Annotated in this window: 12 protein-coding genes; 6 read left to right on the top strand and 6 right to left on the bottom strand. The window is 71.0% G+C overall.

Going from position 1 to position 13,740, the window contains the following annotated elements:
* Positions 1-31: 31 nt before the first annotated feature.
* A complete protein-coding gene (locus ACE3Q3_RS04285) occupies positions 32-739 on the bottom strand; it encodes a GntR family transcriptional regulator (protein WP_374442377.1) in 708 nt (235 codons plus the stop codon).
* A gap of 71 nt (positions 740-810) precedes the next feature.
* On the opposite strand from ACE3Q3_RS04285, the gene ACE3Q3_RS04280 reads away from it, so the two are divergent.
* The 3 genes from ACE3Q3_RS04280 to ACE3Q3_RS04270 are packed head-to-tail and all read left to right on the top strand — an operon-like array spanning position 811 to position 4,530.
* Positions 811-2,679: a short-chain dehydrogenase/reductase gene (locus tag ACE3Q3_RS04280; RefSeq protein WP_374442374.1), complete on the top strand. Its 1,869-nt coding sequence runs from the start codon at positions 811-813 to the stop codon at positions 2,677-2,679.
* Between the two features lie 52 nt (positions 2,680-2,731).
* Complete coding sequence (locus ACE3Q3_RS04275) at positions 2,732-3,247, top strand: TRAP transporter small permease (protein WP_374442370.1); 516 nt, start codon at positions 2,732-2,734, stop codon at positions 3,245-3,247.
* A complete protein-coding gene (locus tag ACE3Q3_RS04270; protein ID WP_374442367.1) occupies positions 3,244-4,530 on the top strand; it encodes a TRAP transporter large permease in 1,287 nt (428 codons plus the stop codon). Before ACE3Q3_RS04275 ends, ACE3Q3_RS04270 begins: the two co-directional genes overlap by 4 nt.
* Here the strand turns inward: ACE3Q3_RS04270 and ACE3Q3_RS04265 are convergent.
* On the bottom strand, positions 4,524-6,029 hold the full coding sequence (locus ACE3Q3_RS04265) for an amino acid permease (protein ID WP_374442362.1): 1,506 nt from the start codon (positions 6,027-6,029) through the stop codon (positions 4,524-4,526). The two genes, ACE3Q3_RS04270 and ACE3Q3_RS04265, sit on opposite strands and share 7 nt — an antisense overlap.
* A 176-nt stretch (positions 6,030-6,205) precedes the next feature.
* Between ACE3Q3_RS04265 and ACE3Q3_RS04260 the strand changes: the two genes are divergently transcribed.
* Together ACE3Q3_RS04260 and ACE3Q3_RS04255 are read left to right on the top strand one after the other, a co-directional pair.
* The gene (locus ACE3Q3_RS04260; protein ID WP_374442359.1) at positions 6,206-7,003 is read left to right on the top strand and encodes a creatininase family protein; all 798 of its coding nucleotides are present in this window, start codon (positions 6,206-6,208) and stop codon (positions 7,001-7,003) included.
* A gap of 14 nt (positions 7,004-7,017) precedes the next feature.
* A complete protein-coding gene (locus tag ACE3Q3_RS04255) occupies positions 7,018-8,244 on the top strand; it encodes a Zn-dependent hydrolase (RefSeq protein WP_374442356.1) in 1,227 nt (408 codons plus the stop codon).
* 72 nt (positions 8,245-8,316) lie between these two features.
* Here the strand turns inward: ACE3Q3_RS04255 and fghA are convergent, their stop codons facing one another.
* The 3 genes from fghA to ACE3Q3_RS04240 form a co-directional block, all read right to left on the bottom strand.
* Positions 8,317-9,159, bottom strand: a complete 843-nt coding sequence (fghA, locus tag ACE3Q3_RS04250; protein WP_374442353.1) for an S-formylglutathione hydrolase — start codon at positions 9,157-9,159, stop codon at positions 8,317-8,319.
* Entirely contained in the window at positions 9,159-10,268 is a 1,110-nt protein-coding gene (locus ACE3Q3_RS04245; RefSeq protein ID WP_374442350.1) for an S-(hydroxymethyl)glutathione dehydrogenase/class III alcohol dehydrogenase, read from the bottom strand. The genes fghA and ACE3Q3_RS04245 overlap by 1 nt, the downstream gene beginning before the upstream one ends.
* A 116-nt stretch (positions 10,269-10,384) precedes the next feature.
* Complete coding sequence (locus ACE3Q3_RS04240; RefSeq protein WP_374442347.1) at positions 10,385-11,158, bottom strand: ferredoxin--NADP reductase; 774 nt, start codon at positions 11,156-11,158, stop codon at positions 10,385-10,387.
* 136 nt (positions 11,159-11,294) lie between these two features.
* On the opposite strand from ACE3Q3_RS04240, the gene ACE3Q3_RS04235 reads away from it, so the two are divergent.
* On the top strand, positions 11,295-11,837 hold the full coding sequence (locus ACE3Q3_RS04235) for a hypothetical protein (protein WP_374442344.1): 543 nt from the start codon (positions 11,295-11,297) through the stop codon (positions 11,835-11,837).
* A gap of 24 nt (positions 11,838-11,861) precedes the next feature.
* On the opposite strand, the gene recQ is transcribed toward ACE3Q3_RS04235, so the two are convergent.
* Positions 11,862-13,682 carry a DNA helicase RecQ gene (gene recQ / locus ACE3Q3_RS04230; RefSeq protein ID WP_374442342.1) on the bottom strand — a complete coding sequence of 607 codons (1,821 nt, stop codon included), beginning with the start codon at positions 13,680-13,682 and terminating at the stop codon, positions 11,862-11,864.
* Positions 13,683-13,740 lie beyond the last annotated feature (58 nt).

Here is a 13,740-nt window from a genome sequence, read left to right as displayed (position 1 = left end):
GTGTGTCGACATCCCGCCGCCCGGAGGGCGGTCAGGCGCGCTGGCCGCGACGGCGACCGCGGCTCGCGACGGCGTCGCGGGCGGCGATCCGCTGCAGGTACACGTCCTTGCTGGGGCGGACATGGTGGACGCAGAGTTCCGCCAGGGGCCAGGGGTCGCTGCCGCCGAGATACTCGATCATCAGCGCGTGGTGGGCGCGCGAGACGGCGAGCTGCGCCGGGTCGGCCAGCGTCTTGGCGCGGATGGCGTAGGTCAGGTCCATGTACTGCTTCACCAGCGCCAGCAGATACTCGTTGCCGCAGAGCCCGAAGAGCGCGGTGTGGAAGCGGTCGTTGGCGTCATGGACGCCGCCGAGGTCGCCGGCGTCGGCGCAACGCTCGTACTCGGCATGGATGGCGGCGATGCGCGCGACGTCCTCGGGCCGGGCGGGCAGCCGGATGCGCAAGGCGGCCTGGCGCTGCAGCATCTCGCGGACCTCGTAGATCTGCAGCACCTCCTCGGCCGAGAAGCTGCGGACGGCGGCGCCCTTGTTGCGCTCGCGCACCACGATGCCGACGCGCTCCAGCCGCACCAGCGCCTGGCGGACGAAGTGGCGGGAGCCGCCGAACCGCTGGTGCAGGTGCTCCTCGCGCAGCCGCGCTCCGGGTTCCAGGCGGCCGAAGATGATGTCCTCCTCGATCTCGCGGGCGATCTGCTCCTCGAGCGTGGTGGTATCCTCGTCGGCGCGGGCTTCGGTCATCGGGTCCGTCGGTGGCCTCTGCCGAAATCATAGGCATCGGACGAGGAAAAGGCGAAGGGAGGAACGTCGGCATGGACCTGCAATTGACGGGACGGACGGCCGTCGTGACCGGTGCCAGCAAGGGCATCGGCCGGGCGATCGCCGAGGCGCTCGCCGCCGAGGGCTGCCACCTGCACCTGGTCGCCCGCAGCGCCGACGCGCTCGCCGCCACCGCGGACGCCATCCGCGCCCGCCGCCAGGTGACGGTGGCGACGCACCCGCTCGACCTCGCCGCGCGCGGCGCGGCCGAAACCCTGGCGGGGCTCTGCGGCGACGCCGAGATCCTGGTGAACAATGCCGGCGCCATCCCGGGCGGCAGCCTCGACGCCGTCGACGAGGAGCGCTGGCGGGCGGCCTGGGACCTCAAGGTCTTCGGCTACGTCAATCTCGCCCGCGCCTTCCATGCCCGCATGAAGGCCCGGCGGGCGGGGGTCATCCTCAACGTCATCGGCCTCGCCGGGGAGCGCTTCGACTACGGCTACATCGCCGGCAGCACCGGCAATGCCGGGCTGATGGCCTTCACCCGTGCCCTCGGCAGCTGGAGCCTCGACTATGGCGTCCGGGTGCTCGCCGTGAATCCCGGTGCGGTGATGACCGACCGCATCGTCCAGCTCATGCGGACGCGGGCCGAAGCCGAACATGGCGACCCCGGACGCTGGCGCGAGTACTTCTCCGGCCTGCCGATGGGCCGGCCGGCCGACCCGGCGGAGGTCGCCGACCTCGTCTGCTTCCTCGTCTCGCCGCGCGCATCCTACCTCAGCGGCGTCGTCTATGCGGTCGATGGCGGGGCCGCCGCGCGCAGCGGCAGCCCGCCCGCCGGACCGGCCGCGGGGGTGCGCCGCGGCAGCGACCCGATGCGCCTTGCGGGCCGCACCGCGATTGACCAGAGTGCGCGCCACAACCGCATTCGGGGAGGAAGATTCGTGAAGATCACCCGCTATCTCGGCTTGGCGGCGCTGGCCGGCGCGCTCGTCTCCGCCTCGGCCGTCTCGGCGCAGACGTCCGTCAAGATCGGCTACGCGCTGCCCAACAACTCGCACTACGGCGCCGGCGCCAACGCCTTCGCGGCCGAGCTCGAGCGGGCGGCTCCCGGCCGCTTCAAGCTCGAGCAGTTCCCGGCGAGCGCGCTCGGCGGCGAGCGCGAGATGATCGAGAGCGTGCAGCTCGGCACGCTCGACCTCGTCATCACCTCGAGCGGACCGGTCGGCAACTTCGTGCCCGAGGTGGCGATCACCGACATCCCCTTCCTCTTCCGCGACACCGCGCATGCCCGCGCCGTCCTCGACGGCCCGATCGGCGAGGAGCTGCTGGGCAAGTTCCCGGCCAAGGGCATGGTGGCGCTGGCCTGGGGCGAGCAGGGCTTCCGCCACCTGACCAACGGCAAGCGCGTGGTCCAGGCGCCCGACGACATGAAGGGCCTGAAGCTCCGCACCATGGAGAACCAGGTCCACATGCTGGCCTTCCGCACGCTGGGCGCCAACCCGACGCCGATGGCGTGGCCGGAAGTCATCCAGGGCCTGCAGCAGGGAACCATCGACGGCCAGGAGAACCCGATCTCGGTGATCGTCAGCGCCAAGATGGCCGAGGTCCAGAAGCACCTGACGCTGACCCGGCACGTCTTCTCGCCGGCCCTCGTCATCGTCTCCAAGCAGCGCTTCGACGGCCTCTCGGACGCCGACAAGGCCGCCTTCCGGTCCGCCGGCAAGGCGGCTGCGGCCGGCATGCGCAGGTTCGTCGACGACGTCGAGACCAAGGGCGTCGAGACCCTGAAGGGCCAGGGCATGCAGGTGGTGACCGCGGTCGACACGGCCAAGTTCCAGGCGGTGCTGGCGCCGGCCTATGCCGAGTACGCCAAGCGCTTCGGCCAGGCGAAGATCGACGCCATCCGCAACCACAAGTGACCGAGCGCGGCCCGGCGGCGGACGCCGCCGGGCCGCCATCTGCGAGGCGCCCATGCTGGCCACCCTCGACCGCGGGATCCTCGGCGCCAACCGGGCGCTGATGATCCTGGCGCTCGCCGCCATGTCGGTCGTCGTCTTCGTCAACGTCATGCTGCGCTACCTGACGGCCGAATCCGTGGTCTGGGCCGAGGAGGTGGCGCGCTACCTGATGGTGTGGCTGACCTGCCTCGGGATCGGCCCGCTCATCCGCATGGGCGGCCATGTCGCCATCGACAACCTCCAGGACGCGCTGCCGACGCCGCTCGCCCGCGCCGTCCGGGTCCTCGTCGCCGGCATCGTGCTGGCCTTCTGCGTCTTCCTCGCCTGGATCGGCTGGCGCTTCGCGATGCGCACCATGGTGCAGACGACCCCGGTCCTGGAAATCCCCTTCGGCTACGTCGCGGCCGCCGTCCCGGTCGGCGGGGCGCTCGCGGTCTGGCACCTGCTGGCGGTGCTGGGCGGCTATGTCCGCGACCGCCGCTTCGAAGAGGAGCCCGAACTCGATCCGAACGCGGCGGGGTCGCTGTGATCACCGCCACCCTCTTCGGCAGCCTCGTGCTGTTCCTGGCGCTGGGCGTCCCCGTCGCCTTCGCCATCGGCGCCGCCACCTTCTCGGCGATGACCGTCCAGGGGCTTCCCTACATCAGCCTCGTGCAGAAGCTCTTCACCGGCATCGACAGCTTCCCGCTGATGGCGATCCCGTTCTTCCTGCTGGCGGCGGAACTGATGACCGGCGGGGCGCTGGCACACGTCCTGCTGCGCTTCGCGGCGATGTTCGTCGGCCACCGCCGCGGAGGGCTCGGCCACACCAACGTCCTGACCATCACCTTCTTCTCGGGCATCAGCGGCTCGGCCCTGGCCGACGCCGCCGGGCCGGGCGCCATCCTCATCCGCATGATGCGCAACAGCGGCTATCCGCCCGCCTACGCGGCGGCGCTGACCGCCTGCGCCTCGATCGTCGGACCGATCATCCCGCCCTCGATCATCATGATCATCTATGCCCTCCAGGACCAGCGCGTGTCCGTGCTCGGCCTGTTCTGGGCGGGCGTCATCCCCGGCCTGATGATCTCGGGCGCCATGCTCGGCTACAATGCCTGGATCAGCCGGCGGAACGACTATCGCGGCGAAGGCGGGCCGCCGACGCTGGCCGAGATCGTCGCCACCACCTGGCGCGCCCTGCCGGCCCTCTTCCTGCCGGCGCTCATCGTCGGCGGCATCCACTCGGGCGCCTTCACGCCGACCGAGGCCTCGGTGGTGGCCGTGTTCTATGCGCTCGCGGTCGGGCGCTGGATCTACGGCACGCTCGCCTGGGGGATGCTGCCCGCGATCATGGTGCGGTCCGCCCTGCTGACCGCCTCGGTGCTGCTGATCGTCGCCATGTCGGCCGCCTTCGCCTGGGTCCTGACCTACGCCCAGGTGCCGCAGGCGCTCGCCAGCTGGATCGGCACCCTCGGCCTGTCGCCGCTCGCCTTCCTCATCGGCGTCAACGTCCTGCTGCTGGTGTTCGGCATCTTCATCGAGCCCCTGCCGGGGGTCATGGTGCTGGTGCCGATCCTGGCGCCGATGGCCGCCGCGCTCGGCATCGACCCGACGCATTTCGCCATCGTCGTCATCGTCAACCTGACGATGGGGCTCATCACGCCACCGGTCGGCGGGCTGCTCTTCATCGTCTCCCTGGTCGCCAAGGTGCCGATGTCGGCCCTGTCACGGGCCCTGATGCCGATGCTGGGGCTGCAGCTGCTGGTGCTGCTCGCCCTGACGCTGGTGCCCGAGTTCAGCACGTTCCTGCCGAACCTCGTCGGCCGTCACTGAGAGGCCGCGTCGTACGCTCCGCGGCCGCCCGAGGTCGCGAACCGCTCTTCCGGCGACAGCACCAGGCGGTGGCGGCCGACGAGCGCGAAATAGGCGATGCCGACCGCGAACCAGACGGCGACGCCGATGACGCCGGCGCGGTAGACCGGGTCGGCGAGCTGGAAGCCCAGGGTCACCAGCGCGATGGCGATGGTGACGACCGCGCCCGGGACGCCGAACGGGCTGCGGTAGGGGCGGGGGACGTGCCCCATGCGCCGCCGCAGCACGACGAAGGCGAGGCACTGGAGGATGTAGGACAGCATGGCCCCGAACACGACCATGTTGAGCAGCATCCCGGAAATGACGACCGTTCCCCGCTCCGGCCCGAGGACGGCCCAGACGACGATCATGATCGCGAGCCCGACCGCCGCCCCCGCGACCATCGCCAGGTGCGGCGTCTTGCGCTGCCCGTGCGTCACCGACAGGACGCGCGGGAAGTAGCCCGCCCGCGACAGCGAATAGATCTGCCGCCCCTGGGCGAAGATGATGGTGTGGAAGCTGGCGATCAGCCCGAGGGCGGCGACGACGGCGAGCAGCCGGCCGATGCCGTCGCCGTAGATCGCCTTGAAGCCGTCGAGCAGCGGCTCGGCCGAGGTCGACAGGCGGAAGGCCCCGCCGGCGATCGCCGAGTTGAGCCACAGGGTGAGGAACGCGGACAGGATCAGCGTGGCGATGCCGAGGACGAGGCCGCGCGGCAGGTCGCGGCGGGGATCGAGCGATTCCTCGGCGGCCAGCGGCAGTTCCTCGATCGCGAGGAAGAGCCAGACCGCATAGGGCAGCGACGCCAGGACGCCCATCGCCCCGAATGGCAGGAACGGCCCCTGCCCTTCGGGCAGCTGCACCGGCTTGCCGTCCGGCCCGGCGGCGATGTCGAGCGCCCAGCGACCGAAGTCGGACACCGGCCAGGCCGACGCCCAGAACCCGACGAGACAGGCCAGCGCCGCCAGCGTCACCACCACCGTCACCCGGAAGGTCATGGCGACGCCGTGGACATTGAGCCCGACGAAGACGAGGTAGGCCACCACCCAGATCGCCGGCTGCCACGCCGTCGGCAGGCCGACGATCGTGCCGACATAGGCGCCGATGAAGGAGACGATGACGGCCGGGGCGAGGACATACTCGACGTTCTCGCAGAGCCCGGTCAGGAACCCGCCCCACGGCCCCATGGCCGAGCGCGCGAAGGAATAGGCGGCGCCGGTATGCGGCAGGGCCGCGCTCATCTCGGCGATCGAGAAGGCGAGCCCGAGATACATCACGGTGATCGCCAGGGTGGCGACGAAGAGGCCGCCCCATCCACCGGTCGCCAGGCCGAGGTTCCAGCCCGAGAAATGGCCGGAGATCACCGCCCCGACGCCGAGCGCCCAGAGCGCCAGGACGCCGGCATGGCGGCGCAGGCCGCGGGCGGCGAAATAGCCGGGCCCGACCGTCTCGTAGGTAACCCCGCCCAACCCATTCGCCACGGCCGTCCCTCCCTCCGGTCGATCCACGGCAAGATTACCGCATGGTCGGGACGCGGGCGATGCGCCGCGCAGCCGATCGGCGACGCGGAACCGACGCGGCGGGCTTCCCTCGCCGCCCGCCGTCGTGGGAGCATCGGCGACCGTCACCGCTGCCGATCCGAGGAGATCCCTTCCCGATGACCCTGGAAGTCGAATGGCGCAAGCTGCGCGCCGACGAGTTGCGCCGGCGTGCCGCCGAGGATGCGATCGTGATCCTGCCGGTCGGCTCGCTCGAGCAGCACGGCCCCCACCTGCCGGTCGAAGTCGACTCGATGCTCGGCGAGACCGTGGCGCTGGAAGCGGCGCGGCGGGTCGCGGCCAAGGGCGAGCCGATCCTCGTCCTGCCGATGCTCTGGACCGGCCTCTCCGAGCATCACATGAGCTTCGGCGGCACCATCACGCTCGACGACCAGACCTTCCTCGCCGTGCTCCGCTGCATCGTGAAGTCGGTCGTCCGCCACGGCTTCCGCCGCATCGTCCTGCTCAACGGCCACGGCGGCAACGACAATGCGATGCGGGTCGCGGCCGACATGCTGACGCCCGAGTTCCAGGTGCCGATCGTCCAGTTCACCTACTGGTACGCCGCCGCCGAGCCGATCGCGGCCATCCTGGAGACGCAGAAGGGCCTACGCCACGCCTGCGAGGCCGAGACCTCGATGATGATGGCGCTCCGCCCCGAGCTCGTGGCGCGCGAGCGCATCCCGCTCGCCAAGTCCAACGTCACGCCCGAGGTCTCGGACCTGGTCGGCGGCGGCATGTACAAGTGGCGGACGCTCGGCGCCATGTCGTCCTCGGGTGTCATGGGCAATCCCGAGGCGGCCACGCCGGAGAAGGGCGCGCGGCTGATCGCCGGCATCGCCGACGAACTGGCCCGGAAGCTGCTGAACAAGGACTTCTGGGCGCTGCCGTTCCTCTCCGAACCGGTGACGCCCTAGGAGGGACCCGCAGGATGCCGAGGATCGACGGCGGCCGGCTGATCGCCGACCTCAAGCGGATGGCCGAATTCGGCCGCTACAAGACGGGCGTCCACCGCCCGATGCTGTCCGAGCCGGACATCGCCTCGCGGCAGTGGCTGGCCGAGCGGATGCAGGACGCCGGACTGGAGCCGACGATCGACGGCGTCGGCAACGTCGTCGGCCGCCGCCCGGGCGCCGGCCCGCGCCTGCTCGTCGGCTCGCACACCGACACCCAGCCCCGGGGGGGCTGGCTCGACGGGGTCATGGGCGTGATGTACGGCGTCGAGCTGGCCCGCGCGTTCCGCGACGACCCGCGGCTGGCGGGCGTCGGCATCGACGTCGCCTCCTGGGCGGACGAGGAAGGCAATTTCCTCAGCTTCCTCGGCAGCCGCTCCTTCGTCGGCGAACTGGACGAGGCCGAGATCGCCGGCGCCCGGGGACGCGACGACGGCGCCAGCCTGCCCGCGGCGCTGGCGCGCTGCGGGCTTGCGGGGCGGCCTCGGCTGACGATCGAGCCCGGTCGCCATGTCGGCTATCTCGAGGCCCATATCGAGCAGGGCGGCGTCCTCGAATCCGAGGGGCTGCGGATCGGCGTCGTCACCTCGATCGTCGGCATCCGCGCCTATCGGGTCGCCTTCACCGGCAAGCAGAACCACGCCGGAACCACGCCCATGCCGATCCGCCGCGATGCCGGGGTGGCGCTGGTGCGCTTCTGCAACCGCATCTACGAGCGCTTCGCCGAACTCACGGGCCCGCGGACGGTGTGGACGGTGGGCAAGATCACGCTCGATCCCGGGGCGCCGTCGATCATCCCGGGCCGCGCCGAGATGGTCCTCCAGTTCCGGGACGCCGACACCGCCGTTCTCGACCGCTTCGAGGCGGCCGTCCACGCGCTGGCGGCCGAGATGAATGCCGCCGGCCCCTGCCCCGTCGAACTGGAGCGCACGTCCGACACCGCGCCGACGATGATGGACGACCGTTTCCAGGCGGCGCTCGCCGAGACGGCGGAGCGCCACCTGCCGGGCGGGTGGATGCGGATGCCGTCCGGTGCCGGCCACGACGCCCAGATCATCGCCCACAGGCTGCCGGCCGGGATGATGTTCATCCCCTCGATCGGCGGCGTCAGCCACCACTACAGCGAGGACACGGCCGAGGCCGACATCGTGCTCGGCTGCCAGGTCTTCGCCGATGCCGCCGAACGGATCCTGCTGGCCGGCTGATCTGTCGCCCGGCGGGAACGAGCAGGCGAAGGACGCGACGCCGGTCGGGTCGGCAGGTCCCGGTGCCGTTCGTCACCCCGCCAGCAAGCGGGCGTGATGGTCGATGTGATCGGCGACGAAGGTCTGGATGAAGAAGTAGCCGTGGTCGTAGCCGGGGTGTCGGCGCAGTTCCAGCGGCTGGCCGCCCGCACGGCAGGCGGCCTCGAAGAGATCCGGGTGGAGCTGATTGGCGAGGAACTGGTCGTCGAGGCCCTGGTCGATCAGGATCGGCCCGGTGCGCGCACCCGACCTGACCAGTTCGGTCGCGTCGTAGGCGGCCCAGCGGGCGCGATCGGTCCCGAGATAGTTCGAGAAGGCCTTCTCGCCCCACGGGCAACGCATGGGTGCGGCGATCGGCGCGAAGGCCGAGACGGAGCGGAAGCGGTCGGGGTTGCGCAGCCCGATCACGAGCGCGCCGTGGCCGCCCATGGAATGGCCGAAGACGCCGATCCGGCCGGCATCGACCGGGAACTCCGCTGCGACGAGGTCCGGCAGTTCGCGCGCGACGTAGGAATACATGCGGTAGGCGTCGCGCCACGGCGCCTCGGTCGCATCGAGGTAGAAGCCGGCCCCCTGCCCGAAGTCCCACGCCGCCTCGTCGCCCGGGAAGCGGCGGTCGCGCGGCGAGGTGTCGGGCGCGACGAGCGCGATCCCGGCTTCGGCCGCCCGGCCAAGGGCACCCGCCTTGATGACGAAGGTTTCCTCGGTGCAGGTCAGGCCGGCGAGATAGAAGAGCGCCGGCACCGGCCCGCGTTCGGCGGCCGGCGGCAGGTAGACCGCGAACCGCATCTCGCCGCCGATCGCCGCCGAGGGGTGCGAGTGGTACTGCAGCCAGCCACCGAAGGCGCGGTGGCGGCTGCGCAGCGCGACCCGCATCAGAACTCCACCACGCTGCGGATCGACTTGCCCTCGTGCATCAGGTCGAAGCCCTCGTTGATGCGCTCGAGCGGCAGCTTGTGGGTGATGAGGTCGTCGATGTTGATGCGGCCGTCCATGTACCAGTCGACGATCCTGGGCACGTCGGTGCGGCCGCGGGCGCCGCCGAAGGCCGTACCCTTCCAGACGCGGCCGGTGACGAGCTGGAACGGCCGGGTCATGATCTCCTCGCCCGCTGCGGCGACGCCGATGATGATGCTCTGGCCCCAGCCCTTGTGGGCGCATTCGAGCGCCTGCCGCATCACCTTGACGTTGCCGGTGCAGTCGAAGCTGTAGTCGGCGCCGCCGCCGGTCAACTCGACGAGGTGGCCGACGATGTCGCCCTGGATATCCTTCGGGTTGACGAAGTCGGTCATGCCGAACTTGCGGGCGAGCTCGGCCTTGGCCGGGTTGAGGTCGACGCCGACGATCTGGGCCGCGCCCACCATGCGCGCGCCCTGGATGACGTTGAGGCCGATGCCGCCCAGCCCGAAGACGACGACCCGGGCGCCGGGCTCGACCTTGGCCGTCCAGATGACGGCGCCGATGCCGGTCGTCACGCCGCAGCCGATGTAGCAGACCTTGTCGAAGGGCGCGTCGGACCGGATCCTGGCGAGGGCGATCTCGGGCACCACGATGTGGTTCGAGAAGGTCGAGGTGCCCATGTAGTGGTAGAGCGGCTTGCCGCCGAGGCGAAAGCGGCTCGTCCCGTCGGGCATGACGCCGCGGCCCTGGGTGAGGCGGATCTTCTGGCACAGGTTGGTCTTGCGCGAGAGGCAGTATTCGCACTCGCGGCACTCGGGCGTGTAGAGCGGGATGACGTGGTCGCCCGGCTTCAGGCTGGTCACCCCCGCCCCGACCTCGAGCACGATTCCCGCCCCCTCGTGGCCGAGGATCGAGGGGAACAGCCCCTCGGAGTCGGCGCCCGACAGCGTGTAGTAGTCGGTGTGGCAGATGCCGGTCGCCTTGACCTCGACCAGCACTTCGCCCGCCTGCGGGCCCTGCAGCTCGACCTCGACGATCTCCAGCGGCTTCTTGGCCTCGAAGGCGACGGCGGCACGGGTCTTCATGGCGGAACGGGCTCCGGCTGGTCGGGAAACGGGGCCGCAGACTGTCTCAACCACAGGCGCGGCGCAACGCTCAGACGACGTCCGAAGGCGATCCTCGCCGCCGTGCCGGCCGCGACCTACTGCTCGACGAACGCCTTTTCGATCACGTAGTGGCCGGGCTTGGCCTGGCTGCCCTCCTCGAAGCCGCGCGCCTCCAGCATCGCGCGGGCGTCGCGCAGCATCGACGGGCTGCCGCAGAGCATCAGCCGGTCCTTCGCCGGATCGAGCGGATCGAGGCCGAGATCGCGGAAGATGCGCCCTTCGGCGATCAGGTCGGTGATCCGGCCCTGGGTGTGGAAGGGCTCGCGCGTCACCGTCGGGTAGTAGACGAGCTTCTCGCGGACCATGTCGCCGATCAGCTCGTTCTCCGGCAGTTCCCTGGTGATGAGGTCGCGATAGGCGAGCTCGGCGGTGACGCGGCAGGTGTGGGTGAGCACGACCTTCTCGAAGCGCTCGTAGGTCTCGGGATCGCGGATCAGGCTGAGGAAGGGGGCGAGACCGGTGCCGGTGCCGAGCAGGTAGAGGATCTTGCCCGGCAGCAGGTTGTCGAGCAGCAGCGTGCCGACCGGCTTGCGGCCGACCAGGATCGTCTGCCCGACCTGGAGGTGCTGGAGCCGGGAGGTCAGCGGCCCGTCGGGCACCTTGATCGAGAAGAATTCCAGCGTCTCGTCGTAGTTCGCGCTCGCCATGCTGTAGGCGCGCAGCAGCGGCTTGCCGTCGACCGGCAGGCCGATCATCGTGAACTGCCCGCTCTGGAAGCGGAACGCCGGGTCGCGGGTCGTGGTGAAGCTGAACAGCGTGTCGGTCCAGTGATGGACGGACAACACGCGCTCCTCGCGCAGGTTGCTCATCGGGCAGGCCGGCCTTCTCGTGGGGTCGGATTCGGGTGCGTCACTAAATGACCTCGCTTCGGCCTTTTTTCTGCGAATGATTTGCACTATCAATGTTGCCGTGCAGCATCGCGGCAATTGGTCGCAAGGAGGAGCTTTGGATCGCATCCCCCCAATCGGCGGCGACGTCGTCGATCCGACGCGTCGGCGCCCGGCGGGTTACGAGACCGACGCGCCGGTCGCAGACCTGACGCCGGGCGAACTGTTCCCGCTCTCGGCCTTGCGCCTCTGGGCCGCGCCGCATCGCCGGCCGGACGAGCGCCATCCCGACTGGCGGGACGGCTTCGCGCTGGCCGACCTCGACGTCGACGCGGCCGCCGCCTTCGAAGCCTTCATGGCCACGCTCCTGGCGACCGCCTCGGCGACGCTCGACGTGCGCTGCGCCCGCTGCCCCCGTCTCGGCGCCGACGAGGCGACCTTCCTGCTCGCCGTCGGCCATCTCCAGCGGCACCGTCCGCTCGGCGCGACGCGCGTCCTCGCCCGCTGGATGCCGCCCGCCGCCGTGCGCAGCGGCCTCGTCCATCTCGGCCGTTTCGCGCGCGCGGCCGCCGATGCCGACCTGTGGATCCCTTCGGTCCGGATCGAGGCCCGCCGCATCCAGGAAGCCGGCATCGATGCCGGCCTCACCCGCGTCCACTGATCGCCGGCGGGGCCGCCGCGCCGTTCAGCGAAACCGCGCCACCACCTCCAGGAAGCGCTCCCCGTAGCGGGCGAGCTTGGCCTCGCCGACGCCATGCACCAGCCGCATGGCGTCGAGCGAGGTGGGGCGGCGCTGGGCCATGTCGATGAGCGTCCGGTCGGCGAAGACGACATAGGCCGGCACCGCCTGGGCGCGCGCGAGTTCGGCGCGCAGCGCCTTGAGCGCCGCCAGCAGCGACTGGTCCTCGGGTTGGGCAAGCGTCGCCGGCGGCGACTTCGCGCGCGCGCGGCCGCCCGGAGCCAGGACGTCGCGCCGGATTTCGATCCGCTCCTCGCCGCGCAGCACCCGGCGGCCGCGGTCGGTCACCAGCCAGCGGCCGTGCTGCACGATGTCGATCTGGATCAGCCCGGCGGCATAGATCTGGCGGAAGATCGACCGCCAGCCATTGGCGTCGCGCTCCTTGCCGACGCCGAAGGTCGGCAGGCGGTCGTGGCCGAAGCGGCGGATCGCCTCGGTGTCGGCACCGACCAGGATCTGCACCAGATGCTCGGTGCCGAAGCGCTCGCCGGTGCGCAGGATGGCCGACATCGCCTTCTGCGCCTCGACGGTGCCGTCGAACGTCTCGACGCCCTCCCGGCAGAGGTCGCAGTTGCCGCAGGGCTCGGTCGTTTCCGCGAAATAGGCGAGCAGCGTCTGGCGGCGGCAGCGCGGCGCCTCGCAGAGCGCGACCAGCGCGTTGAAGCGCTGGCGCTCGACCCGCTTCTGCGCCTCCGAGGCGTCGCTTTCCTCGATCTGCACGCGCCGGAGGCGCATGTCGTCGAGGCCGTAGAGCGTCAGCGTGTCGGCCGGCAACCCGTCGCGGCCGGCGCGCCCGATTTCCTGGTAGTAGGCTTCGACCGACTTCGGCAGGTCGGCATGGGCGACGTAGCGCACGTCCGGCTTGTCGATCCCCATGCCGAAGGCGACCGTGGCGACGACGATCACCCCGTCCTCCGCCTGAAAGACGTCCTGGACGCGGTCGCGCGCCTCCTTGTCCATGCCGGCGTGATAGGCGAGCGCCCGGTGACCCTGCCCGCGCAGATACTCCGCGAGGTCCTCGGTCTTCTGGCGGGAGGCGCAGTAGACGATGCCGTTCTGCCCGGCGCGCTGGCCGACGAAGGCGGCGATCTGGTTGCGGGCGCTGCCCTTCGGGCTCATGGCGAGGAAGAGGTTGGGCCGGTCGAAGCCCTGGACGAAGATTTCGGGATCGCCGTCGAACAGCCGCTCGACGATGTCGGCCCGGGTCGCGGCGTCGGCGGTGGCGGTGAGCGCGATCGTCTGCACGCCGTCGAGCGCCGCCCGCACCTGCCCGAGCGCCAGGTATTCGGGCCGGAAGTCGTGGCCCCATTGCGAGACGCAGTGCGCCTCGTCGATGGCGAGCAGCGACGGCCGGCAGTCGCGCAGCATCTGGATCGTGTCCTCGCGCACCAGGCGTTCGGGCGCGGCGTAGAGCAGGCGGAGCGTGCCGTCGCGCAGGCCCTGGCGGACGCGCCGGTTCTCGTCCGGGTCGTTGGCGGAGTTGAGGCTGCCGGCGGCGACGCCATAGTCGCGAAGCTGCCGCACCTGGTCGCGCATCAGCGCGATCAGCGGCGAGACGACGACCACCGGCCCGTCGCGCAGCAGCGCCGGAAGCTGGTAGCAGAGCGACTTGCCGCTCCCGGTCGGCATCACCGCGAGCACGTCGCGTCCCGCCAGCACCGCCTCGACCACCGCCTCCTGCCCCGGCCGGAACCCGTCGAACCCGAAGACGGTACGGAGCGCGGTGCGGGCGCGGCCTTCCGGCGCCGTGGCGGGGCGAATCGACATGGCCGACATATGAACCGGAAACCGGTGGGGCGGGTACCCCTCGCCGCGACGAATTGCG

Origin of the sequence: Allostella sp. (assembly GCF_041913585.1) — a bacterium.
GTDB lineage: Bacteria > Pseudomonadota > Alphaproteobacteria > ATCC43930 > Allostellaceae > Allostella.
Note: the sequence above shows the minus strand (reverse complement) of the source record. Positions and strands in the feature narration are given on the sequence as shown.

What these genes read in the sequence shown, in the direction of transcription:
- ACE3Q3_RS04260 (WP_374442359.1), top strand. Translation starts at nt 6,206, where the DNA reads ATGACCCTGGAAGTCGAATGGCGCAAGCTGCGCGCCGACGAGTTGCGC.
- ACE3Q3_RS04275 (WP_374442370.1), top strand. Translation starts at nt 2,732, where the DNA reads ATGCTGGCCACCCTCGACCGCGGGATCCTCGGCGCCAACCGGGCGCTG.
- ACE3Q3_RS04240 (WP_374442347.1), bottom strand. Translation starts at nt 11,158, where the DNA reads ATGAGCAACCTGCGCGAGGAGCGCGTGTTGTCCGTCCATCACTGGACC.
- ACE3Q3_RS04285 (WP_374442377.1), bottom strand. Translation starts at nt 739, where the DNA reads ATGACCGAAGCCCGCGCCGACGAGGATACCACCACGCTCGAGGAGCAG.
- ACE3Q3_RS04280 (WP_374442374.1), top strand. Translation starts at nt 811, where the DNA reads ATGGACCTGCAATTGACGGGACGGACGGCCGTCGTGACCGGTGCCAGC.
- ACE3Q3_RS04255 (WP_374442356.1), top strand. Translation starts at nt 7,018, where the DNA reads ATGCCGAGGATCGACGGCGGCCGGCTGATCGCCGACCTCAAGCGGATG.
- ACE3Q3_RS04245 (WP_374442350.1), bottom strand. Translation starts at nt 10,268, where the DNA reads ATGAAGACCCGTGCCGCCGTCGCCTTCGAGGCCAAGAAGCCGCTGGAG.
- fghA (WP_374442353.1), bottom strand. Translation starts at nt 9,159, where the DNA reads ATGCGGGTCGCGCTGCGCAGCCGCCACCGCGCCTTCGGTGGCTGGCTG.
- recQ (WP_374442342.1), bottom strand. Translation starts at nt 13,682, where the DNA reads ATGTCGATTCGCCCCGCCACGGCGCCGGAAGGCCGCGCCCGCACCGCG.